Below are 21,445 nucleotides of genomic sequence, written 5' to 3' on the forward strand. Positions count from 1 at the left end.
CCGACAGATGCTGACGGGTCAGCCGTCGCCCCCCAACTCATCCCACATCTGGCGCACCCAGGTCGCGATCACTTGCGCCTCTTCCCAACGGTTCGACATCTCGCGACCTTGCGCGTCGGTCATCGCATATTCCGGCGGGCCAAGCTCGCAGACAAAGATGCAGTCACCGCTCACATTGCGCGCGCGCCAGTCGGCCAGCCCCTCGCGCCACCAGCCTTTGAACAAGTCGACCCATTTCTTGTTTTGCGGAAAATCCAGCTGTAGCTGGATTTGCTGACGACTGGCGACACGTCCCTGAAAACTGTCAGAGCGTTGCAGGATGCGGCTGATCAGCCCCATGTCATGATCAGAGAGCGGAAACCAGAACTCGCGATCCACGACGTAGTGCGACAGGTCCGCGCAAAGCCGCATATCCGGGATGCGATCGAGCAATTGCAGGGTCACAAACAGATCGTTGGTGATGCAATTGCGATGGGTTTCGAACTGGATGGGGACACCAATACGGTCGGCCATGTCCATCCATGCCTCAATCACCGGCACCATATCGTCGAGTGCTATCGGCATTACCTGCCCGATGACATCGACAAAAGGCGCGCCTAAGTCGGCGGCCATGTGCAATGTGTCTTCCAGGCTCTCAATAGTTTTCGGAAAGGCCACGATCAGCGGGGTCAGGCCATGCGCCTCCATATGTGGGCGGACAGCATGGGCGACCGCGATGTCCGAGGCGCCGAGATCAATCGCCATCCCGTCAAATCCGGCCTGCGCCACCATCTCACAGACTTGATCCAAAGGCAGCTTGACGCCAGTCTGATCATGCGGCTGCATCGCCCAAAGCGACGTGTAGACCTGCAGTCGCCTCACTCTGCCGGAACGCGGCTGACCCGCCCGCCTTCGCGCGGGATGACCCAGACCTCATCCATCGGATACTGGCTTTCGTCCTTGGCCATGAGCTTGCCGACCACCGCAATCTGAAACTCAATCCAGCCCATCCGATGGACGTCACCCGCCTTCGCTTCGATCCGGTCGTTAAGGTCGCGTAGCTTCCAGAAGGGGACGGCGGGAAAGGTGTGATGCGCAGTATGGTACGGCATCTGCCAGCAGAGCCATCGCTGCAGCGCATTGGCACGGGTTGAGCGGGTGTTTTCCAGAATGTCATCTTCATGGCTTAGCCCCAGATGCTCAATCGTGTTCTGCAGCTGATGCACCGGCTTGGTCAGCACCATCGGGAGCAGCCAGAACGTCAATGCGGCCCATGACCCGGTGGCCACCGAAACCAGCGCGATCAGCGCATAGCCTGCCAGATGTATCCGGCTTTCCCGGATCACACGCGCCTCTTCCTCAACCCGAATATAGGGTTCAATGATGATCCCCCGCGCACGGCGGATCACGCCGACGATGCGGTTGCGCCAGTAGGTGATCCCGCTCAGCCAGAGCAGATAAGTGGTCAGGGTATAAGGCTCACGCACCAATTCGCCGTCCCGCTCCCAATCCTGGGTGTATTGGTGATGGGCAAAATGCATGATCTGGTCGAAATCACGCGGAAAGATCTGGATGAAGCCCATGATGCGGCCAAAGACTTCGTTCAGTTTGCGGGTCTTGAACACGGTGGCATGGCTCAACTCGTGCTGGGCCGCGTAGAGGAAGTTCAACAGCACTCCGAGCGCGAAGCCGGTCAGCAGGACCCACCACGTGCCCAGGGCCATGGCATGCAATAGGCCAACCACCAAGATCGCACCCACATGGCTGCCCATCTGCAGCGCGCCGCGCAGGTCCGACCTTTCCGACAAGCGACGCAACTCCGCTGGTGTCAGAAGATCACGCCGTGAAAAGCTCGCATCCATCTTTCCTCCCCTTTCCCCCAAAACACTAGCGGCGCGCGACGCACGGGCAAACACTTCTTGACGCGCCGTGCACTCGAAAATACGGTCCGCCCAGATTTTCGGCGCTGAGCGCGGCATCCCAAAGCAAGGGGGCAACCGCGGCGCATGGCCCGGAAACGTCCTCGTCAGACAACCGGGCCCTCAAACCCGGAGGACCTGATGAAAACGATAATCGAACCATTCCGCATCAAATCTGTTGAGCCCATCCGCATGACCACGCGCACGGAGCGTGCGGCGAAGTTGAGGGCTGCGCTTTACAACCTCTTCGGCCTGCACGCCGATGATGTCCTGATCGATCTTCTGACCGATAGCGGCACGGGAGCCATGAGCGCGGAACAATGGGCCGCCACCATGCGCGGCGATGAAAGCTACGCTGGATCGCCGTCATTTGAACGGTTTCAGGCAGCCGTACAGAACCTGATGCCCTTCAAACACATCATCCCAACCCATCAAGGCCGCGCGGCAGAGGCGATCCTGATGGCGATCTTTGGCGGGCATGGCCAGAACATTCCGTCTAACACCCATTTCGACACGACACGTGGGAATATCGAGGCGAGCGGCGCCTTCGCCCATGACCTCGTCATCGCCGAAGGGCGCGACGGGCAATCCAATCACCCGTTCAAAGGCAATATGGATATCGCCGCGCTTGAGGCGTTCATGGACCAGCATGGCGACAGCGTGCCCATCGTCATGCTCACGATCACCAACAATGCAGGCGGCGGTCAGCCCGTCAGCTTGGAGAACATCCGCGCCGTGGCTGCGGTCGCCAAGGCACATGGCAAACCCTTCATCATCGATGGCTGCCGCTTTGCCGAAAATGCCTGGTTCATCAAACAGCGCGAGCCGGGGCAGGGCGACCGCAGCATTCCTGACATCGTCCGCGATTGCTTTGCCATGGCCGACGGCATGACGATGAGCGCCAAGAAGGATGCGTTCGGCAATATCGGCGGCTGGCTCGCGCTGAATGATGACGGCTTTGCCGAACAGGCCCGCGTGAGGCTGATCCAGACCGAGGGCTTTCCCACCTATGGCGGCCTTGCCGGACGTGACCTCGATGCGCTTGCCCAGGGTCTGACCGAGATCGTGGACGAGGACTATCTCCGCTACCGCGTCCGCACGAATGAATACATCGTCGAACGGCTTGATGCGATGGGCATCCCTGTTGTGAAACCCGCTGGTGGCCATGCGGTCTTCATTGATGCCAAACGCTGGTTACCGCAGATTGATCCGCTCCATTACCCCGCCCATGCCGTCGCTTGCAGGCTTTACGAGATCGGGGGTATCCGCTCCTGTGAGATCGGCAGCGTCATGTTTGGCCGCCAACCCGATGGCAGCGAAAAAGCCGCCGCAATGGAACTCGTCCGCCTCGCCTTCCCGCGTCGGACCTACACGCAGAGCCACGCGGATTACGTGATCGAGGCCTTTGGCGAATTACAGGCCGAGATCGATGATTTGAAGGGGTTTCGGATCACGCAGGAACCCGCGATTATGCGGCATTTCACCTGCCGGTTCGCGCCGCTTTGAGGCAGGTAACGTGCATCAAGATCCACTTTACGACGCGGCGCCGAACTCCAACCACTTACGTTCGGCGGAGGTCAGCTTTGCGTTCATCATGGCATCATAGGCTGCAAGCTCGTCATCCGTCAGTTGCCCATGCCACTTGCCGCTGCTGCCGCTTTGAAAGAACGCTTCGTCGGACTTGAAAAACCCTTTTCCGGCTGACGGCGCATACCGGTCGGCGTTTGTCTTCATATTGTCGAAACGCGCGACCTGCACGAACTGCGCCATCATGTCTGCCGGATAGGACACACCCAGCAGAGCCGCCACCTGGGCAAACGTGCCGGGCAAATCGCGCTTCATATCGGCGTAGTGAAAGAGGGTGACATTCGGTCGGTCAGCCAGCGCCTTGGCAGCCTTGTAGTGCCGCAGGATATGGGCCAGCGGCATCGCGTCGGTGTCAAACCCCTCTGCCCCGCCGTCCAGAAAACGGCGAAAGGTGACACGCTCGGGATCATCCTCCAGATACCAAAGGTCAAACCAGAGCAGGGGAGTGTTGCGCAGGTGGTCGCGATAGGAAAAATGTGCATCAAGCGGATGGCGAAAGACGCAGATGTATTGCGCTTGATTATCCAAAGGCAGGCCGTCCATCGGCGTGTGGCTTTTCAGGCAGCGGCGATGGGTCATCGCTTCCAGCCTTTCGGCCACTTCATCCATCTCGCGCACACGGATATCGACCCAGGGCATCTTGAACGACAGCTCGGTTTCGACCTCCACGTCACCCGACAGCAGAAGCGCGATGATCGTCTGCATCCAGGTCGTCCCGCATTTCGGCGGGCTTGCGACGATCACATCGTCAGGCCGGATCTTCACCATATCCCAACGTCTGTTATCGGTCAGCGGGCCGAGGTAGAGCTTGCGATCCGTCATAGCTGACATCTCTTATCGTTGGATGTGGTCTGGAAAAGAGCCTTATGGGCTGAGCACAGCAAAATGACCGCGGCTTGTCAAAAGCCAAGGAAACTCTGACGGCGGCGAGATGCCTGTCGGCTATGCCGGGTCGCGTGCGTAAATGGCTTTCTGCCACATGATGACGCCGCGTTCGGGGGTGACGCGCGCGTCAACTTTGGCCATCCTCGCCGGCGCAAAGGGAGGCGCATTATGACCCAGTACCCACATCTTCTGGCCCCGCTTGATCTCGGCTTCACGACGCTGAAAAACCGTGTGCTGATGGGCTCCATGCATACCGGGCTGGAGGAAACGAAAGACTGGAACCGCGTCGCTGAATTCTATGCCGCACGCGCTTGCGGAGGTGTCGCCCTGATGGTTACCGGCGGCATGGCCCCCAACCCCGAAGGCGGCGTTTTTCCAGGTGCCGCAGGGCTTTACACGGACGAAGACATTGCCAACCACAAGGTGGTGACTGACCGCGTGCATGATGCGGATGGCAAGATCGCCATGCAAATTCTCCACGCCGGGCGCTATGCCTACGCGCCCAATTGTGTGGCTCCCTCAGCCATCAAATCCCCCATCTCGCCATTCCCGCCGAAAGAACTGGATGAGGAGGGGATCGAAAAGCAGATCGCCGATATCGTCACCGCCGCCACCCGCGCGCAAGAGGCGGGCTACGACGGGGTCGAAGTGATGGGGTCCGAAGGGTATTTCATTAACCAGTTCCTCGTCACGCATACCAATAAGCGTCAGGATCGCTGGGGCGGCTCGTATGAGAACCGTATGCGTCTGCCCGTCGAAATCGTCCACCGCGTCCGCGAGGCCGTAGGCACTGATTTCATTGTGATTTATCGGCTTTCTATGATTGATTTGGTCCCTAATGGCTCAACCTGGGAAGAGGTTGTGCAACTGGCCAAAGCCATTGAAGCGGCAGGTGCCACGATCCTCAACACCGGCATCGGCTGGCACGAGGCACGCATCCCAACGATCGCGACCTCCGTCCCACGTCGCGCGTTTACATGGGTGACGAAAAAGCTGATGGGCACGGTCCAAATCCCCGTCATCACCTCCAACCGGATCAACATGCCCGATGTGGCCGAGGCGGTGCTGGCCGATGGTTGCGCGGACATGGTCAGCATGGCGCGGCCATTCCTGGCGGACGCGGATTTCGTGGCTAAGGCGGCGGAGGGCAAGGCGGCTGAAATCGCACCTTGTATCGCCTGCAATCAGGCCTGCCTCGACCATACATTCAGCGGCAAGCTGTCGTCCTGTCTCGTCAATCCCCGCGCCTGTCACGAAACAGAGCTGGTGATCGCACCGGCTGACATGGCCAAAAAGGTGGCTGTCGTCGGCGCTGGGCCTGCAGGCCTTTCCGCTGCACTCACTGCGGCAGAGCGTGGGCACAGCGTGACCATCTTTGATAAGGCCGATGAGATTGGTGGCCAGCTCAACATGGCCAAGCAGGTGCCTGGCAAGGAAGAGTTCTGGGGGCTGGTCGATTACTACCGCACCATGGTTGCCAAGGCGGGCATCACCCTGCAACTCAACACGACCGCAACGCCCGATCTGCTTGCTGAATTCGACGACATCATCATCGCCACCGGCGTCGCACCGCGCGACCCGGAAATCCCTGGCCAGGATGGCCCGAACGTGCTGTCGTACATCGACGTGCTTCGTCGCAAGGCCACGGTTGGTCAATCCGTCGCCATTGTCGGCGCAGGCGGGATCGGTTTTGACGTGGCCGAGTTCCTCGTGACCGACGACAGCCCGACCGAAGATCTGCAGGAATGGCTGACTGAATGGGGTGTCGGCGATCCCGGCGAAGTTCGCGGTGGGTTGCGCCCCGAAGGCCCACAGCCTGAAGCACCCACACGTCAGGTGACGCTGCTGCAGCGTAAGTCCGAAAAGCTGGGCAAACGGCTCGGCAAGACCACGGGCTGGATTCACCGCGCCGGACTGCAAATGAAGAATGTCGAGATGATCGGCGGCGTGAACTATGAGCGGATCGACGCGGATGGTCTACATATCAGCCATGGCGAAGCACGCGAAAACCCCAAAGTGATCGCCGCCGACACGGTTGTTCTCTGCGCCGGGCAGGTGCCCGAACGCAGTCTCGCGGACGCGCTGATTGAAGCTGGCCGCAACGTCCACGTGATCGGCGGCGCCGATGTGGCAGCTGAATTGGACGCCAAGCGCGCTATCGATCAAGGCACAAGATTGGCCGCCACTCTGTAGCGAAACATCGCCCATTGACAGGCGAAGAGCTGCCAAATGGCTGTTTCCGCATCTGCATCAAACTGATTCATACCCCGGTATTGTCAGGCATTGGTCCTATTCCTGCCCGAATTGCCCGGCATCAATTCCCTGTCGGTATCAAGAAGTTGGAATGAGCGTATGGATCGTTTGACGGAAATGGAGGCCTTTGCCACGGTCGTTGACCAAGGGGGCTTCACAGATGCCGCAAAGAAGATGGGCATCTCCAAATCCGCCGTGTCCAAGCATGTCTCATCGCTAGAGGCGCGCCTCGGCGCGCGCCTGCTGAACCGCACGACCCGCCGCGTCAGCCCGACAGAGATTGGCCTGGCTTATTATGACCGCGCGCGCCGTGTCCTGAATGACGCAGGCGAGGCCGACGCCCTTGTCACGTCGATGCAATCCGCCCCTTCCGGTCTGTTGCGGATCAGCGTCGCCACCGATTTCGGCGTGAACCATCTTTCGCCCGTCCTGGGCGATTTCCTGAGCGAATTTCCCGACATCACCGTGAATATGGTGCTGAACAACCGCTATGTTGAGCTGATCTCAGAAGGATTCGACATGGCCGTGCGCATTGGAGAGCTGGAGGACAGCACCCTGCGCGCCCGCAAACTGACCGACACAACAAAACGGATGATCGCAAGTCCCGCCTACTTCGAGCAGTATGGCCGCCCTGAAAAAATCGACGATCTGAACGAACATAAGCTGTTGCACTATTCCAATCAGGCGAACTCCGCCGTCTGGAAACTGACCGCGCCTTCGGGTGAAAAGCGTCAGGTGCGCACAGCGGGGTGGCTGACAGTTAATGACGGACAATCGTTGCTGAATGCGTGCATCGGTGGCCTCGGCATCGCTTACCTGCCCAGCTTTCTTTACGCGGACGCCATGCGCGACGGGCTGGTTGAGGAGGCGATCCCCGATCTGCCGGTTGAAACGCAAGGCATCTACGCCGTCTACCCGCCGGGCCGGTTCACGCAACCAAAAGTCCGCGCGTTCATCGATTTTCTAGTGCACGCCTTTGCTGAAAAAGGCCCTGATACATGGTGATTTCCCTTGGGTGTAAGTACACCTAACTAACGCGGCCTTCGGGCCGCGTTTTTTTATTCCGTTGATGTGATAATCACCTCGACCCGCCGGTTCGCCTGACGCCCCTCTTCAGTCACGTTGTTCGCGATCGGTGCGAGATATCCCATACCCTCCGCCTCCAACTGAGCGCGGCTGATGCCGTAATCGCTCACCAATCGCTCAAGGACCGAACCCGCGCGCTGTTTTGACAGGGCGATGTTGCCGGCCAAGGACCCGGAACTGTCCGTATGACCCACCAAAGCAACCGTGCGGTCGGGATTATCCAACAGATACTCTGCCAGAGCTGTCAGTGATGCGAAGGGTGTCGGTGCCAGCTGCGCCGACCCTGTTTCAAAGGTCAGATCGTCCAGAATGGTATGGCCGTCTTGTTCTAGCCGGGTGGCAAGGTCCAATGGCTCCGCGGCTCCAACCGCACGCAGCGGCGGTGCAGTGGTCACAGCGAGCGCTTCTTCCTCCTCTTGCGCCAAGCCTACCCGTGTCACCTGGACAAATCCCGCCTGTGCTGTCCGGCTGACAAACAGGCTGATGTATTCAGGCCCACCATCGCTCAAACGCTCCGCGGCCAGGAACCGGAAATCACCGATATTGATCTGCATCTGCGGTGGACGCAACGTTTCTGTCCCGAACCGAAAGTCAAAGCCGCCGCAGGCTTCGGTCTGGCACTCAAACAGGATATCAAACTGCGCGTTGCGCAATTGTTCACGCAAGGGCCGCAGCAACTGCAAGGTGGTCAGCGACGGCGCCTCAATCCGCCAGGCTTGCCGGGTCAGCGCCCCTTCGACCGTCTTGGTCGGGATCGCGGTACCATCCCAGATGCCGGTTGGCAGATCGTAACTGTCAAGAGTTTCGGTGATTTCTGTCTGCAAGTTTGCATTGCTGGGAAAGTCCAGCACCTGCGCCTGTGCCGGACTGGCAAGCAGCGGAAGGGCCAGACAAAGCCGCCGGATCATCGTGCCTGCGCGTGGTAGTCGTCGTTGGGTCGCATATCCGTGGCAGAGGCGATGCGATTGCTCATGTTGTAAAATCCCGTCACCGCCGCGATGTCCCAGATATCCCGGTCCGAAAAACCCACTTTGCGTAAGGCAGCTCGATCCTTTTCCTCGATCTTGGCGCTGGCCACGGTCATCAGTTCCGCAAATTCCAGCATCGCTTTTTGCCGTGCATCAAGGGGAGCCACCCGCCAGTTCATCACCAGCATTTCACCCAATTGCGGATCACCCGAAAGCTGTCGGACTGCGGAGCCATGAGCCGTCAAGCAATAATAGCATTTGTTGATGGACGAGACGGTGACGGCAATCATCTCGCGTTCTAGCTTGGACAGCCCAGAATCCGCCAGCATCACGTCATTATAAAGCGCTGTGAACGCGTTCAGCTTGTCGATGTCGAACGCATAGGCCTGCAACACATTGGGGATCATCCCCAGCTTTTCCTGGCAGATGTCAAAGTATTTCTGCGTCGGCTCGGGCAGGGGATCGACCATCGGCAGATCAAGGGCGGTGGGCTGTTCGGTCAAAAGATCACTCCCGCAAGGTTCGGTAATGATAATGTCCCACAAGCGTCATTCCGAGGGAAGAGTAGAGCGTGTTTGCCGCCTCATTCGCCTGCGTTGTCACGAGAGTCATGTAGGCCGCACCGTTGTCGCGTGCCCAGAATGCCGCCGCACGCGTCAGATGCTTGGCCAGCCCCTGTCGTCGGTTTTCCTGTGCGACTTCCAGTGCGTGGATCATCGCGCAATCTGCCGCGATGCCGACATAGATCGTGCCCGCCGGTCGGTCGTTGATCCGCCCCAAAAGGGTCGTCTTCGGCGGGCGGGCACGGTCCATCACCGCGATGCGTCCGTGGCCGATGCCGCCAGCGGCCCAGATCTCGGTCTGGATGGCCAGCGGTGGCCATGTTTCGAACGTTGTGACAGCGGGCGGGCGCGAGGTCGCCAGCGCATCAATCGGTGCTGCATACATGTTGACCGGGTCTTTGATGACATAGCCCCGCGCGGCCAATTGCGCATCCAGCGCCTCCTCCCCTTCACGGATCATGAAAAGCGGCGTCTGATGCGCCTCGCGCATCGCCGCTTCGGCCAGCGGAATATCGGCCTCATCATGCGGCTGCTCGGCCGTTGTGGAACTCACCCGGCTGCTGCCGCTGTCATCCAGCCGGATCATCCAGGGGCCCAGCGCCTGTTTGGCGGATGGCGGCCAGGTGCCGTCAATGATGGCGTAGAGCTTTTGCGCGCTGGGCAATGTCATGTGGGGAAAATCTCGGACAGTTTCGCCATGGCCGCATCCAGCCGCGCTGCGTCAGTGCCGCGCACCACGACATTTGCGCCATAGATCCCGTCCTTCTGAAACGGGTAAGAGCCAACCGAGAGGTCGCTGTAATCTGATGCAAACGTGCCTAACGGGCCGGCGATGTCACCCTCACCCCGCATCACGCGCAAGCTGCGCGAGACAAGCGGTGTGCCACCGGTCAGCGTTGGCAACACGCTTGCCACCATCGCCTGAAAGACTGACGGCACCCCAGCCATCACATGTACGTTCCCAAGGGTAAATCCGGGTGCGGCGCTGACCGGGTTGTCGATCAAGGTGGCGCCATCCGGGATACGCGCCATCCGCAATCGGGACGCGTTCAACTCCTGCCCCGAACGGTCATAATGTGCCTGCAGGATCGCGCGGGCATCGTCGCGGACATCAATTTGCGTCTCGAATGCCGCCGCGATGCAGTCAGCGGTGATATCGTCATGGGTCGGTCCAATGCCGCCGCTGGTGAAGACATGCGCGTAAGCCGCTGACAGCGCCTTCGTCGCCGCAATGATCGCGTCGGCGTCATCGCTCACCACCCGCACCTCTTTCAGGTCGATCCCGGCCTCGGTCAGTTGCCCCGCCAGATAATGCATGTTCGCATCGCGTGTGCGCCCTGAAAGGATCTCATCCCCGATCACAAGCATGGCGGCTGTGGGGTTTGGCATCTGGCGGTTCTCCTACTCTGGCAGACAGGTTATAGGGCGGAAATGGAATTTGCCACGCCTCTTGTCCCAGCCCGCCTGATCCGCCGCTACAAACGCTTTCTCGCCGATGTCCGGCTTGAGGACGGGCGCGAGGTGACAGCGCATTGCGCGAACCCCGGCTCAATGATGGGTCTTGCGGAGCCGGGCATGAAGGTGTGGCTTGAGCCGAATGACGACCCGAAGAAGAAGTTGAAGTTCGGCTGGCGGCTTGTGGATCACGAGAATGGTCATTTCACAGGCGTCGATACCTCGGTCCCCAACAAGGCGCTCAAGGCCGCTTTGCTGGCTCACCAAGTGCCCGGCCTGCCGCCCTATGACCTTGTGCGGGCTGAGGTGAAATACGGGCAAAACAGCCGTATCGATTTCCTGCTCAGCGGCGACGGGCCTGACACCTATGTCGAGGTCAAAAGCGTCACCCTGTCCCGGCAGGCGGGGCTGGCCGAGTTCCCTGACAGCGTGACAGCACGCGGGGCCAAGCATCTTGATGAACTCGCCGACATGGTCCGGCAGGGCCATCGCGCGATCATGTTCTATCTGGTCCAACGCACCGATTGTCGGCAGGTCACGATTGCCAGTGACATCGATCCGACCTACAGCACCGCTTTCGCTGCGGCACAGGCAGCAGGTGTGACGGCACTCGCGCAGACCTGCGCCATCACCCCGAAAGCGATCACATTGGCCGATCCGATTCCGGTGAGGCCCTAGAACTTAACCCCGATTTCACCTATGTCCCCGATATTGGCGAAAGGACGCGCAACGTGGAAACAAATAAGGGCCATCTGACCAAGGACGGGATCCGCATCTATGAACGCGGTGATTTCGCAGGCATGGCCAAAGCGGGGGCACTCGCCGCGCGCATTCTTGATGATATCGCCGAACACGTTTTCCCCGGCCAGACAACGGGCGAGATTGACCGGATCATCACGCAGATGGTCTCGGACGCTGGCGCTACCTCTGCCACGATCGGTTACAAGGGCTATCAGCATGCCAGCTGCATCTCGGTCAATCACGTCGTCTGCCATGGCATCCCCGGCGACAAGAAGCTGAAAGATGGCGATATCCTGAATATCGACGTGACCGTGATCGTCGATGGCTGGTTCGGCGACACCAGCCGCATGTATGTGGCGGGCAAGATGCCCCGCAAGGCAGAGCGCCTTGTGCAGGTCACACATGACGCGTTGATGAAGGGGATCGAAGCGGCAAAGCCCGGCAACACGTTTGGTGATATCGGCCATGCGATCCAGACCTACGCCGAAAGCCACCGCATGTCGGTCGTGCGTGATTTCTGCGGCCACGGGCTTGGCCGGGTGTTTCACGCGCCGCCCAATGTGCTGCATTACGGGCGTCCGGGCACCGGGGCCGTGCTCGAAGAGGGTATGTTCTTCACGATTGAGCCGATGATCAATCTGGGGCGCCCTGACACCAAGGTCCTCGCCGATGATTGGACCGCTGTGACCCGCGACAAATCCCTTTCGGCGCAGTTCGAACACTCCATCGGGATCACCGCTGACGGGTGTGAGATTTTCACCCTTTCGCCCAAGGACATGTTCCACCCGACCTATTCCGCCTGACCCTCTGATGCGCGGGCGGCTGTGGCCAATTTTGTTCCTTATGGTCGCGCTCGCGCTGGCGGGCGTGTCGATCTTCAAACTGGAACAGGGCCGCGCCGGTTTGGTCGCATCGCAGATCAGCATCGGCACTACCCCCGCGACAATCTGGCGTTTGCCGGGTGAACAGCCCGGACCGGTTGTTGTGATCGCCCATGGCTTTGCCGGATCACAGCAACTGATGCTCGGCTTTTCGCAAACGCTGGCGCGGGCGGGGTACATCGCCGTCGCCTATGACTTGGAGGGGCACGGGCGCAACGCGGTGCCTATGTCCGGTGATGTGAGTTCGACCGAAGGCACGACCCGGCTTTTGATCGAAGAGCTGGACCGTGTGATCGATGCAAGCCTCGCCCTGCCGGGGGCTGAGGGTGTTGCTCTGTTAGGTCATTCCATGGCGACCGACATCATCGTGCGCCAAGCGGTAGTTGATCCACGCGTGCAGGCGACGGTCGCGGTGTCGATGTTCTCGGGTGCTGTGACGGCGGACGCGCCCGGTAATCTCTTGATCATTAATGGCGCTTGGGAGGACAGGCTGGTGACCGAGGCAGCGCGCGTTATCGCGCTGACCGACCGGGATGCGCAATTCGGCCAGACCCTGGGCGATCCTGCGCTTGGCACCGGGCGGCGCGCTGTGAATGCGCCGAATGTGGAGCATGTCGGCGTGCTCTACGCGTCGACGACCCTTCGCGAGGCGCGTGACTGGCTGGACGCTGTTTTTGACCGGCAAAGCGATACGCCCATCAAAGAACGCGGCGGCTGGATCGTCCTGCTGATCGTCAGCGTCACCGCATTGGCCTGGCCGCTTGCGCGGCTTGCACGGCCCTTGCGGGCCTCCGCGCCTCCGATGCGTTTGCCTGGGCGCAAGTTCTGGATGGCCACCCTTGGCCCGATGATCATCACGCCGCTTGTGCTTTGGCCCATCGAGATCGGCTTTCTACCTGTCCTCGTCGCCGATTACCTCGCCGTGCATTTCGCCCTTTACGGCCTCCTCAGCCTCGCCGTCCTCTGGCGCGCCGACGCGCTGCATTGGGAGCGAGTCGGCCTCATCCTCTCCCTCCCCATCGCGCTTTTCTGCATCCTGATTTTCGGCGGCATGCTGGACCGCTACGTCACTTCCTTCCTCGCTTTCGAGGCGCGGATCGGGATTATCGCCGCCATCGCGCTGGGTGCGATCCCGTTCATGCTCGCTGACGGCTACCTGACGGAAGGCGGGTGTGCACCACTTTGGCGAGTGATGGTCGTGCGGACATGCGCGCTGGCATCCCTCGGTATCGCGACTGCGCTGGACCTTGAGGGGCTCTTCTTTCTCCTGCTCATCATGCCCATTATCCTGTTGTTTTTCTTACTTTTTGGCACGCTCGCCGGGTGGGTCGGGCGCGCCACGCATCGCCCTGTCGCAGCAGGGTTGGGCCTTGGCGTCTTCCTCGGCTGGGCACTGGGCGTGACATTTCCGCTTTTCGCGATCTGACGCAAAACGGCGAAAATTCCCCCTGAGAAATCTGCTTGTAATCCGGGCCTTAAACCCCGACATACTCCGTGTCGCTAGCGGTGACGCCTTTCCCCTTACATCTTCAAGAAAAGGATGCACCTGATGCAATTCGTAAAATCTGCCGCCCTTTTGGCCGCGTTTGGCCTCTCTGCAACCACGCTTTCCGCGCAAGAGGTGACGCTGCGCTTTCAACACTTCGTCTCTCCGGCCAGTGCCAACCCCACCTATTTCATGCAGCCGTGGGCCGATGTGATTGAGGAGCAATCCGAAGGCCGGATCAAAGTCGAGCTTTACCCATTTATGCAACTCGGTGGTTCTGCCGCGAACCAATACGACCTGATCCGCGATGGCGCGATTGATGGCGGCTGGGTGATCCCGGGTTATCAGCCCAACCGCTTCCCGGAGGCTGAGGCGCTGGAACTGCCCTTTATGACGACCAAATCGGGCGAAGAGGCCTCTGCCGCAGCGTGGACATTCACGCAAGACTACCTGATGGATGACTTCGCCGATGTGCATGTCATCGCCGCCCATATGCATGGGCCCGGCATCGTACATAAGCGCGGAGCGGCTGTAGGCACGGTCGAGGACTTCGCCGGACTAAAACTGCGCGGTCCTTCGCGCCCTGCAACGCTACTGCTCGAAGAACTCGGCGCGACGCCGATTGGCATGCCGGTCCCGCAATTCCCCGAAGCCTTGTCCAAAGGCGTGGTCGATGGTGGCGTAATTACATGGGAGATGTCGCCTTCGCTTAAGCTTAATGAACTCACCGACAGCCATACGGATGTGGCCGGGGACCGCGCGCTCTATAACCTCTATTTCATCTGGGCGATGAACAAGGATGTTTACGAGGGTATGCCCGAAGACTTGCGTGCGATTATCGATGCCAATTCGGGGATGATGGCCAGCCGCTGGGCAGGCCGGGCACATGATACGGGTGATGTGGTTGGGCGTGATCTGATGGCGGAAGATGGCAATGAGATCGCGGAACTGTCCGTTGAACAGACCGACCGGATCAAGACGCTGGGCGAAACAGTCACAGCCGATTGGATCGCCGAGATGGATGCCAGGGGTTATGACGGTGCCGCGCTGGTTGAAGCTGCCCAAACTGCCGTGGAGGCCACGCGGGCAGCCAACTGATCAGGTAATTCTGGCCACCACGTAATCGGCCAGATCGATCAGCATCGTGCGCAAAGGATGGTCGGGCAGGGCGTCAAGTGACGCCTTCGCCTTGCCCGCCCAGGCGATCGCATCATCCCGGGTGCTTTCCATCGTGCCATGTTTGGCGATGAGGGCTATGGCGTGATCCAGATCGCCCGCCTCCTGCCGGCCTTTGGCGATGGTCCTCTCCCAAAAGGCCCGTTCCTCTGCATCCGCTGCCGCCACTGCGCGGATCACGGGCAAGGTCAGCTTCCGTTCCCGGAAATCGTCACCCACATTCTTGCCGGTGGCTTTCGTGCCGCCATAATCCAGCAGGTCGTCGACAATCTGGAACGCGATCCCCAGCGCGTCGCCATAATCAAACATCGCCTGTTTGGTGGCCGCATCCTGGCCCGCAATCTCGCCCCCAACCTCCATCGCAGCAGAGAAGAGCGCGGCGGTTTTCCCGCGAACGACCTGCAGATAGATCTCTTCGGTCGTGGCGAGGTCGCTCGCAGCGGTCAGTTGCAGCACCTCACCCTCAGCAATGGTTGCGGCTGCATTGGCCAGAATGTCCAAGACCCGGATCGACCCCGTCTCAACCATCAACTGGAAAGACCGCGCGAAAAGGTAATCGCCCACCAAAACGCTAGAGGTATTGTCCCACAACAGGTTCGCCGTCGGTCGACCGCGCCGCTGGCTGCTTTCATCCACCACGTCGTCATGCAGCAATGTCGCAGTGTGAATGAACTCCACTGTCGCGGCCAGATGCATATGGTAGGGGCCGTCATAGCCGCACATCCGCGCCGCCGCCAAGGTCAGCATCGGGCGCAGGCGCTTGCCGCCGGCCTCAACCAGGTGTGCGGTCACTTCCGGAATGCGTGGCGCATGTTCCGACGCCATGCGGTCTCGGATCATCTCATTCACCTCCGCCAGATCATCCGCCAGCGCCGCGGCCAATTGTTCATGCGGCTTGGTGGCGGCGATATCGAGGCTCATTGAAGTTTCCGTCATGTGAATAGACAAGGTGCGCGCCCCGTCATAGGTCTGCTGTTATGAAAGAGCTTTTGCGCACCAACGACCCCACTGTGATCGCCTTTGCAACCGCCCTGTTGGACAGCGAGGGTATAGACTGGTTCACCTTTGACGTAAATATGAGCGTCCTGGAAGGTAGCATAGGCATAATGCCACGGCGGTTGATGGTGCTGGACCGCGATTTGTTCATGGCCGAGGCCGTGATGCGCGATGCCGAGATTGATCTGGGCCGTGACTGAAGACATCACCTGCGACGATTTTCTGGGCGGCAAGGTGCGGGCTTGGCAGCCGCGCAAAGGGTATCGGGCAGGCGTTGATCCGGTTCTGCTGGCGGCCTTCACGGCAGCAAAATCGGGGCAATCGGTGCTGGAGCTTGGTTGCGGTGTGGGGGTGGCCTCGCTCTGTTTGGCAGCACGTGTGCCGGGGCTGTCGTTGACGGGGGTTGAGGTGCAAGAGGCCTACGCCGCGCTTGCGCGGCGCAACGCGACCGCCAATGAAGCCGACTTCGACGTGATCATTGCCGATCTGCGCGCGCTCCCCGCCGATCTGCGCCAAAGACGGTTCGATCACGTGATCATGAACCCGCCCTATTTTGATCGCACCGCCGGAACCGCGTCAGATGATGTGGGAAGAGATACGGCTTTAGGAGGTCCGACGCCGCTGTCCGACTGGCTGGATATCGGCATCCGGCGGATTGCGCCGAAAGGATATCTGAGCCTGATCCAAAGGATCGAACGCCTGCCAGAGGTGCTGCGCCATATCGATGGGCGCTTGGGCTCGATCATCGTCAAACCTGTCGCGGGGCGGGCGGCACGGGCGCCTGAACTTTTCCTGCTTCAAGCGCGGCAAGAAGGGCGGGCAGCCTTTCGGATGGCACCGACCCTCGTCATGCACGAAGGCACTGCCCATCAGGGCGATCACGAAAGCTATACGCCCGCCGTTCAGGCCATTTTGCGAAACGGCGCGGAATTGGCCATCGGCCTTTAACCTTTTGGCAATACCTCTGGGCGACCGTGACAGAACGGCCCGATTGCTGCTTTGCGGCGTGACTCGGCCGGAAATCTGTGATGCACTTGTCGCATCCACACATATCCCAGAGGAGGACGATCATGAGCTTGAGTTCACATTTGCAGGAACTGAAGAAGAAGCACCAGCACCTCTCGGACTCGGTCGAGATGCTCCAGCGCAGCCCTGCGACTGATGACCTCGAAATCGCGAAGCTAAAAAAGCAAAAGCTGATGATCAAGGAAGAGATCACGCGGCTCAGCGCGCATTAAGCCACGCACGGCACTGGCGCGCGGCGCCGGTGCCTTACGCCGACAGGTCCTTTGCATAGACCAGACGCCGCCCGTCTTCGAACCGCCGTGAAGACGCAATTTCGTTCATCACCCAATCATGAAACGCCTTGATATTGGGGCGCTTTTCATGCCCGGCGGGACAAACCAAACGAAACTGCGCATCGGCGATAATCCCGACATCAAAGGGTGCCACCAGACGGCCCGATTCAAGCGCGCGGGTCGCAAGAGTGATGCGGCCCAACACAACCCCCGCACCGGATATCGCTGCATCCAGTGCATGGTCGGCCTGTGAAAAGCGCAGCCCATGTTCGGTATCCAGCGTCACACCTGCCGCTCTGCACCAGGACGGCCAATCCCAATCCATCTTGAGGAACGCGACGGAATCGTCGTGGATCAGCATGGTCTTGGCGATGTCTTCGGGCGTTTGGATTGTCTGTGCCAGCTCCGGCGTCATCATCGGGGTCATCCATTCCTGATGTAGCGGTGCGGCGAACAGGCCCTCGGCAACATCGATCCCGAACCGGATAGCGACATCGACCTCATCGCGGTCAAAATCCGCGACGCGAAGGCCTGCATGAAAGCGCAGTTCGATTTCCGGGTGTTCCTGCGCGAATTTGTAAAGACGGGGTGCGAGCCATTTCGAAGTGAAGGCAGGCCCCGCGGTGACCGTCAGCACGTCATTATTGTTCAGCCGTTTTGTATTGCGCCAGGCGGCCGAAAGGCTCGCGAATGCGTCCGATATTCCCGGTGCCAGCGCGCGCCCGGCTTCGGTTAACTCAACCGCGCGGTTCAGGCGGCGGAAGACAGGCATGCCCAAATCCGCCTCTAACGCTTTGATTTGGTATGATAATGCCGCCGGCGTGACGTTCAGCTCCTCCGCCGCCTTGGCGAAGGACATATGCCGCGCAGCCGCTTCAAACGCCCGCAAAGCTGTGAGGGGAGGTAACCGTTCATTCATAATTCAGTTTAATACAGCTTAACTGAAGTGATAGGAAGTCTCGTTTGTCGGACCCGGTCCGAAAGCGCATATTGAGGGCATCAAGACACACACGCAGCAAGGAGTTCTGCCATGCTAGAGATCACAACAAACCCCCGCGTCCGCCAAGGTTTTCAGAGTGCCCATAAAGAACGGGCGCAGGTTGTCCGCGCCGCGTTGCGCTGGATCAGCGGACGCCGCTAGAGATTTCGCTGCGGCTGCTGATGTAGCCGAACGATAAAGGGCCGCGCCTGATCAGCGCGGCCCTTGCTTTTTCAAAGCAGTAAACCTCAGGACATGTATTGGCCGCCATTGGCCGACAGCGTCGAACCCGTCACAAACCCGGCCTCATCCGAGGCAAGGAACAGGACGGCCCGCGCGATCTCTTCCGCTTCACCTAGGCGGCCCACCGGGATCTGTGGGAGAATCACTTCGTTCATGACCTTTTCGGGGATCGTGCTCATCATCTCGGTATTGATGTAGCCGGGGGCCACGATGTTGACGGTGATGCCAGCTCGCGCGCCTTCCTGTGCCAGCGACTTCGTAAAGCCGATATCACCCGCCTTCGTCGCGGCATAATTGGCCTGGGCGAACTGGCCCTTCTGCCCGTTGATCGAGCTGATCGTTACAACGCGACCAAACTTGCGCTCGCGCATGCCGCCCCAAACGTTGTGGGTCATGTTGAAGACGCCGTTGAGGTTCGTGTCGATGCATTCGTGCCATTGTTGGGGCGTCATCTTGTGGAACGGCGCGTCGCGGGTGATGCCCGCATTGTTGACCAGCACTTCCACGGGGCCCAGATCATCTTCGATCTGTTTGATGCCCGCAGTGCAGGCGTCGTAATCGGCGACGTTCCATTTGTAGGTTTTGATGCCGGTCTCGGACGTAAAGGCCGCCGCCTTTTCATCGTTGCCCGCATAGGTCGCGGCGACGGAATAGCCGGCATCCTTCAATGCTGTCGAAATGGCTGCGCCGATTCCGCGCGAGCCGCCGGTGACGAGTGCGACACGTCCCATATTAGTCTCCTCCACAGGTATTGCTTTGATGGTGTTAGGCGGCGCGCCGTTGCACCGCCTTGATCTAGATCAGGGGCGTTCGACGCAGAGCGCGACGCCCATGCCGCCGCCGATACACAGCGTGGCGAGACCTTTTTTGGCGTCGCGGCGCTTCATTTCAAAGAGCAGCGTGTTCAGCACGCGGCAGCCCGATGCGCCAATCGGGTGACCGATCGCGATCGCACCGCCATTCACGTTCACGATCTCAGGGTCCCAGCCCATATCCTTGTTCACGGCGCAGGCTTGTGCGGCGAAGGCTTCGTTGGCTTCAACAAGGTCCAGATCGTCGACCGACCAGCCCGCCTTTTCGAGCGCCTTACGTGATGCGTAAATCGGGCCGACGCCCATGACTGATGGATCCAGGCCAGCGGTTGCATAAGAGGCGATCCGGGCCAGCGGTTCGATCCCGCGCTTTTCGGCATTGTCAGCGGACATCAGCAGCGTCGCGGCGGCACCGTCATTCAGGCCAGAGGCATTGGCGGCCGTGACCGAGCCCTCTTTGGTGAAGGCTGGGCGCAGTTTCTGCATCGCCTCCATGGTCGCGCCGTGGCGGATATATTCATCCTTATCGACGACGATGTCGCCCTTGCGGGTCTTCACTGTATAGGCCGTGATTTCGTCATCGAACTTGCCTGCCTTCTGCGCAGCTTCAGCCTTGTTCTGCGATCCAACGGCGAATTCATCCTGCATGTCGCGGCTGATCTGCCATTTCTCGGCCACGTTCTCGGCCGTCTGGCCCATATGGTAGTTGTTGAACGCATCCCACAGACCGTCGCGGATCATCGTGTCGATGTACTTCATATCGCCCATCTTGTGGCCCGCGCGCAAAGCGGCCGCGTGGGGTGAAAGCGTCATGTTTTCCTGACCACCGGCAGCCACAATCTCGGCGTCGCCAAGCTGGATATGCTGGGCACCCAGCGCCACGGCGCGCAGTCCCGACCCGCAGACCTGGTTGATCCCCCAGGCGGCGGATTCCTTTGGCAGACCTGCATTGATATGGGCCTGCCGCGCGGGGTTCTGACCTTGTGCAGCAGTGAGCACCTGACCAAGGATCGTCTCGCTCACCTCCGCCTTATCGACGCCAGCGCGGTCGACGACCGCCTCAAGCACCGCGGCGCCAAGATCATGGGCGGGCGTGTTGGCAAATGATCCACCAAAGCTGCCCACGGCGGTGCGGGCGGCTGATGCGATTACGACATTGGTCATGGAATAGTCCCTTTAGGTTGCTCCCTTGGCAGGACGAGGCCAGTCATACGTCATAAGGTACGAGTCAGCCCCCACTGCGGCTCGTATCCTTGTGTATTCGGTCAGTTGACGCAGGGCAAATCAAATCCCCTATGCATGTGGTGCAACCGAACTAGAGATCGAATTTCGGCACGCCGAAGTAATACCCCTGCAGACAATCCACACCGACCTGTCGTAGGAAAGCGGCTTCGGCCGCTGTTTCGACCCCGTCGGCGACTGCGAACATCTCAAACTGATGGGCGACGGTGATCAGCGCCTCGGCGAGGACCTGATTGTCCGGATCGCTTTCAATGCCCCGGATGAAGGATTTGTCGATCTTGACCAGATCGAAAAAGAAATCCTTGAGGTAACGAAACGCCGTCATCCCGGCCCCGAAGCCGTCCAGCGCAAAGCCAACGCCCTTGGGCTGCATCTCGGCCATGAAGCGGATGACGTTCTCATGCAGCATCATCGCGGAGGTTTCGCTGATCTCGAAAATCAGCCGGTCACCCAGATCATTGCGGTGCAAGAGACCCGCATCCAGGATGCGCCGCCATTCGCCGTCGCCAATCGACCGGGCAGAGACATTGACCGACAGTCGCACGCTTGGGTTCTGGCGCAGGAACTTCAGGGCAAGGTCCAGCGTGGCGCAATCAATCTGGCGCCCCATGCCGGTTTCATCGACCAATGGCATGAAATGGGCAGCAGGGATGATTCGCCCCGCATCATCCATCAGGCGTACCAGCCCTTCGTAGAACGCGACACGCGGCTCGGCATCCGCCGTCACAATCGGATGGAAGGCAAGACGTGCGCGACCCGCATCCAAAGCCTCATTCACCAAAAGCATCACATCCGCATCGCGGCTCGCCATCGCATAATGCAGCGGATCGATCAGCGCCTGTTCATCCATCTCGACGCGGGCAAGTGTGGCGTTTTGCATCCAAGGGCTCCATACT

Annotated in this window: 22 protein-coding genes; 10 read left to right on the forward strand and 12 right to left on the reverse strand. The window is 60.0% G+C overall.

Annotation, left to right across the window (positions count from 1 at the left end):
- Positions 1 to 18 precede the first annotated feature (18 nt).
- Positions 19 to 861: a sugar phosphate isomerase/epimerase family protein gene (locus SLH47_RS09775; RefSeq protein ID WP_320239303.1), complete on the reverse strand. Its 843-nt coding sequence runs from the start codon at positions 859 to 861 to the stop codon at positions 19 to 21.
- Positions 858 to 1,841 carry a fatty acid desaturase gene (locus SLH47_RS09780; RefSeq protein WP_320239304.1) on the reverse strand — a complete coding sequence of 328 codons (984 nt, stop codon included), beginning with the start codon at positions 1,839 to 1,841 and terminating at the stop codon, positions 858 to 860. Before SLH47_RS09780 ends, SLH47_RS09775 begins: the two co-directional genes overlap by 4 nt.
- Positions 1,842 to 2,039: 198 nt before the next feature.
- Between SLH47_RS09780 and SLH47_RS09785 the strand changes: the two genes are divergently transcribed.
- Entirely contained in the window at positions 2,040 to 3,404 is a 1,365-nt protein-coding gene (locus tag SLH47_RS09785; RefSeq protein ID WP_320239305.1) for a tryptophanase, read from the forward strand.
- Positions 3,405 to 3,431: 27 nt separating this feature from the next.
- On the opposite strand, the gene SLH47_RS09790 is transcribed toward SLH47_RS09785, so the two are convergent.
- Entirely contained in the window at positions 3,432 to 4,307 is an 876-nt protein-coding gene (locus SLH47_RS09790) for a sulfotransferase domain-containing protein (protein WP_320239306.1), read from the reverse strand.
- Positions 4,308 to 4,538: 231 nt separating this feature from the next.
- On the opposite strand from SLH47_RS09790, the gene SLH47_RS09795 reads away from it, so the two are divergent.
- Complete coding sequence (locus SLH47_RS09795) at positions 4,539 to 6,563, forward strand: NADPH-dependent 2,4-dienoyl-CoA reductase (RefSeq protein WP_320239307.1); 2,025 nt, start codon at positions 4,539 to 4,541, stop codon at positions 6,561 to 6,563.
- 159 nt (positions 6,564 to 6,722) lie between these two features.
- Positions 6,723 to 7,628 (forward strand): LysR family transcriptional regulator, encoded by a 906-nt coding sequence (locus SLH47_RS09800; protein WP_320239308.1) that lies wholly within the window; start codon positions 6,723 to 6,725, stop codon positions 7,626 to 7,628.
- Between the two features lie 53 nt (positions 7,629 to 7,681).
- On the opposite strand, the gene SLH47_RS09805 is transcribed toward SLH47_RS09800, so the two are convergent.
- From SLH47_RS09805 to SLH47_RS09820, 4 genes are read right to left on the reverse strand one after another with little or no spacing between them, the layout of a single operon-like run.
- Positions 7,682 to 8,617: an OmpA family protein gene (locus tag SLH47_RS09805; RefSeq protein ID WP_320239309.1), complete on the reverse strand. Its 936-nt coding sequence runs from the start codon at positions 8,615 to 8,617 to the stop codon at positions 7,682 to 7,684.
- A complete protein-coding gene (locus tag SLH47_RS09810; protein ID WP_320239310.1) occupies positions 8,614 to 9,180 on the reverse strand; it encodes a peroxidase-related enzyme in 567 nt (188 codons plus the stop codon). Before SLH47_RS09810 ends, SLH47_RS09805 begins: the two co-directional genes overlap by 4 nt.
- Before the next feature lie 4 nt (positions 9,181 to 9,184).
- The gene (locus tag SLH47_RS09815; RefSeq protein ID WP_320239311.1) at positions 9,185 to 9,910 is read right to left on the reverse strand and encodes a GNAT family N-acetyltransferase; all 726 of its coding nucleotides are present in this window, start codon (positions 9,908 to 9,910) and stop codon (positions 9,185 to 9,187) included.
- Positions 9,907 to 10,629 carry a competence/damage-inducible protein A gene (locus SLH47_RS09820; RefSeq protein ID WP_320239312.1) on the reverse strand — a complete coding sequence of 241 codons (723 nt, stop codon included), beginning with the start codon at positions 10,627 to 10,629 and terminating at the stop codon, positions 9,907 to 9,909. The genes SLH47_RS09815 and SLH47_RS09820 overlap by 4 nt, the downstream gene beginning before the upstream one ends.
- A 42-nt stretch (positions 10,630 to 10,671) precedes the next feature.
- Here SLH47_RS09820 and sfsA point away from each other — a divergent pair, with 42 nt between their 5' ends.
- From sfsA to SLH47_RS09840, 4 genes are all read left to right on the forward strand, one after another.
- On the forward strand, positions 10,672 to 11,373 hold the full coding sequence (sfsA, locus tag SLH47_RS09825) for a DNA/RNA nuclease SfsA (protein WP_320239313.1): 702 nt from the start codon (positions 10,672 to 10,674) through the stop codon (positions 11,371 to 11,373).
- A gap of 53 nt (positions 11,374 to 11,426) precedes the next feature.
- On the forward strand, positions 11,427 to 12,239 hold the full coding sequence (gene map, locus SLH47_RS09830; RefSeq protein ID WP_320239314.1) for a type I methionyl aminopeptidase: 813 nt from the start codon (positions 11,427 to 11,429) through the stop codon (positions 12,237 to 12,239).
- 40 nt (positions 12,240 to 12,279) lie between these two features.
- Positions 12,280 to 13,743: an alpha/beta hydrolase gene (locus SLH47_RS09835; protein ID WP_320239521.1), complete on the forward strand. Its 1,464-nt coding sequence runs from the start codon at positions 12,280 to 12,282 to the stop codon at positions 13,741 to 13,743.
- 123 nt (positions 13,744 to 13,866) lie between these two features.
- Entirely contained in the window at positions 13,867 to 14,901 is a 1,035-nt protein-coding gene (locus SLH47_RS09840; protein WP_413785634.1) for a TRAP transporter substrate-binding protein, read from the forward strand.
- Here the strand turns inward: SLH47_RS09840 and SLH47_RS09845 are convergent, their stop codons facing one another.
- On the reverse strand, positions 14,902 to 15,900 hold the full coding sequence (locus SLH47_RS09845; RefSeq protein ID WP_320239316.1) for a polyprenyl synthetase family protein: 999 nt from the start codon (positions 15,898 to 15,900) through the stop codon (positions 14,902 to 14,904).
- Positions 15,901 to 15,956: 56 nt separating this feature from the next.
- Here SLH47_RS09845 and SLH47_RS09850 point away from each other — a divergent pair, with 56 nt between their 5' ends.
- The 3 genes from SLH47_RS09850 to SLH47_RS09860 all read left to right on the forward strand — a co-directional run bounded on the left by SLH47_RS09850 (position 15,957) and on the right by SLH47_RS09860 (position 17,213).
- Positions 15,957 to 16,175 carry a DUF2007 domain-containing protein gene (locus SLH47_RS09850; RefSeq protein WP_320239317.1) on the forward strand — a complete coding sequence of 73 codons (219 nt, stop codon included), beginning with the start codon at positions 15,957 to 15,959 and terminating at the stop codon, positions 16,173 to 16,175.
- On the forward strand, positions 16,147 to 16,923 hold the full coding sequence (locus tag SLH47_RS09855; protein ID WP_320239318.1) for a tRNA1(Val) (adenine(37)-N6)-methyltransferase: 777 nt from the start codon (positions 16,147 to 16,149) through the stop codon (positions 16,921 to 16,923). The genes SLH47_RS09850 and SLH47_RS09855 overlap by 29 nt, the downstream gene beginning before the upstream one ends.
- 122 nt (positions 16,924 to 17,045) lie before the next feature.
- On the forward strand, positions 17,046 to 17,213 hold the full coding sequence (locus tag SLH47_RS09860; RefSeq protein ID WP_320239319.1) for a YdcH family protein: 168 nt from the start codon (positions 17,046 to 17,048) through the stop codon (positions 17,211 to 17,213).
- A gap of 34 nt (positions 17,214 to 17,247) precedes the next feature.
- Here the strand turns inward: SLH47_RS09860 and SLH47_RS09865 are convergent, their stop codons facing one another.
- The 4 genes from SLH47_RS09865 to SLH47_RS09880 form a co-directional block, all read right to left on the reverse strand.
- Positions 17,248 to 18,192: a transcriptional regulator GcvA gene (locus SLH47_RS09865; protein WP_320239320.1), complete on the reverse strand. Its 945-nt coding sequence runs from the start codon at positions 18,190 to 18,192 to the stop codon at positions 17,248 to 17,250.
- A gap of 308 nt (positions 18,193 to 18,500) precedes the next feature.
- The gene (gene phbB, locus SLH47_RS09870; protein WP_320239321.1) at positions 18,501 to 19,226 is read right to left on the reverse strand and encodes an acetoacetyl-CoA reductase; all 726 of its coding nucleotides are present in this window, start codon (positions 19,224 to 19,226) and stop codon (positions 18,501 to 18,503) included.
- 69 nt (positions 19,227 to 19,295) lie between these two features.
- Positions 19,296 to 20,471 carry an acetyl-CoA C-acetyltransferase gene (locus SLH47_RS09875; RefSeq protein ID WP_320239322.1) on the reverse strand — a complete coding sequence of 392 codons (1,176 nt, stop codon included), beginning with the start codon at positions 20,469 to 20,471 and terminating at the stop codon, positions 19,296 to 19,298.
- A 151-nt stretch (positions 20,472 to 20,622) separates the two neighbouring features.
- Positions 20,623 to 21,429: an EAL domain-containing protein gene (locus tag SLH47_RS09880; protein ID WP_320239323.1), complete on the reverse strand. Its 807-nt coding sequence runs from the start codon at positions 21,427 to 21,429 to the stop codon at positions 20,623 to 20,625.
- Positions 21,430 to 21,445: the final 16 nt, after the last annotated feature.

The sequence above is a fragment of the Cognatiyoonia sp. IB215182 genome (assembly GCF_033963905.1).
Classification (GTDB): domain Bacteria; phylum Pseudomonadota; class Alphaproteobacteria; order Rhodobacterales; family Rhodobacteraceae; genus Yoonia.

Bases quoted from the DNA above. Each gene is read 5' to 3' on its own strand.
- SLH47_RS09785 (WP_320239305.1), top strand. From the start codon at position 2,040: ATGAAAACGATAATCGAACCATTCCGCATCAAATCTGTTGAGCCCATC.
- SLH47_RS09820 (WP_320239312.1), bottom strand. From the start codon at position 10,629: ATGCCAAACCCCACAGCCGCCATGCTTGTGATCGGGGATGAGATCCTT.
- sfsA (WP_320239313.1), top strand. From the start codon at position 10,672: ATGGAATTTGCCACGCCTCTTGTCCCAGCCCGCCTGATCCGCCGCTAC.
- SLH47_RS09860 (WP_320239319.1), top strand. From the start codon at position 17,046: ATGAGCTTGAGTTCACATTTGCAGGAACTGAAGAAGAAGCACCAGCAC.
- SLH47_RS09800 (WP_320239308.1), top strand. From the start codon at position 6,723: ATGGATCGTTTGACGGAAATGGAGGCCTTTGCCACGGTCGTTGACCAA.
- SLH47_RS09835 (WP_320239521.1), top strand. From the start codon at position 12,280: ATGGTCGCGCTCGCGCTGGCGGGCGTGTCGATCTTCAAACTGGAACAG.
- SLH47_RS09840 (WP_413785634.1), top strand. From the start codon at position 13,867: ATGCAATTCGTAAAATCTGCCGCCCTTTTGGCCGCGTTTGGCCTCTCT.
- SLH47_RS09780 (WP_320239304.1), bottom strand. From the start codon at position 1,841: ATGGATGCGAGCTTTTCACGGCGTGATCTTCTGACACCAGCGGAGTTG.
- SLH47_RS09875 (WP_320239322.1), bottom strand. From the start codon at position 20,471: ATGACCAATGTCGTAATCGCATCAGCCGCCCGCACCGCCGTGGGCAGC.
- SLH47_RS09790 (WP_320239306.1), bottom strand. From the start codon at position 4,307: ATGACGGATCGCAAGCTCTACCTCGGCCCGCTGACCGATAACAGACGT.
- SLH47_RS09865 (WP_320239320.1), bottom strand. From the start codon at position 18,192: ATGAATGAACGGTTACCTCCCCTCACAGCTTTGCGGGCGTTTGAAGCG.
- SLH47_RS09850 (WP_320239317.1), top strand. From the start codon at position 15,957: ATGAAAGAGCTTTTGCGCACCAACGACCCCACTGTGATCGCCTTTGCA.
- SLH47_RS09815 (WP_320239311.1), bottom strand. From the start codon at position 9,910: ATGACATTGCCCAGCGCGCAAAAGCTCTACGCCATCATTGACGGCACC.
- SLH47_RS09845 (WP_320239316.1), bottom strand. From the start codon at position 15,900: ATGAGCCTCGATATCGCCGCCACCAAGCCGCATGAACAATTGGCCGCG.
- SLH47_RS09805 (WP_320239309.1), bottom strand. From the start codon at position 8,617: ATGATCCGGCGGCTTTGTCTGGCCCTTCCGCTGCTTGCCAGTCCGGCA.
- phbB (WP_320239321.1), bottom strand. From the start codon at position 19,226: ATGGGACGTGTCGCACTCGTCACCGGCGGCTCGCGCGGAATCGGCGCA.
- SLH47_RS09795 (WP_320239307.1), top strand. From the start codon at position 4,539: ATGACCCAGTACCCACATCTTCTGGCCCCGCTTGATCTCGGCTTCACG.
- SLH47_RS09880 (WP_320239323.1), bottom strand. From the start codon at position 21,429: ATGCAAAACGCCACACTTGCCCGCGTCGAGATGGATGAACAGGCGCTG.
- SLH47_RS09855 (WP_320239318.1), top strand. From the start codon at position 16,147: ATGCCGAGATTGATCTGGGCCGTGACTGAAGACATCACCTGCGACGAT.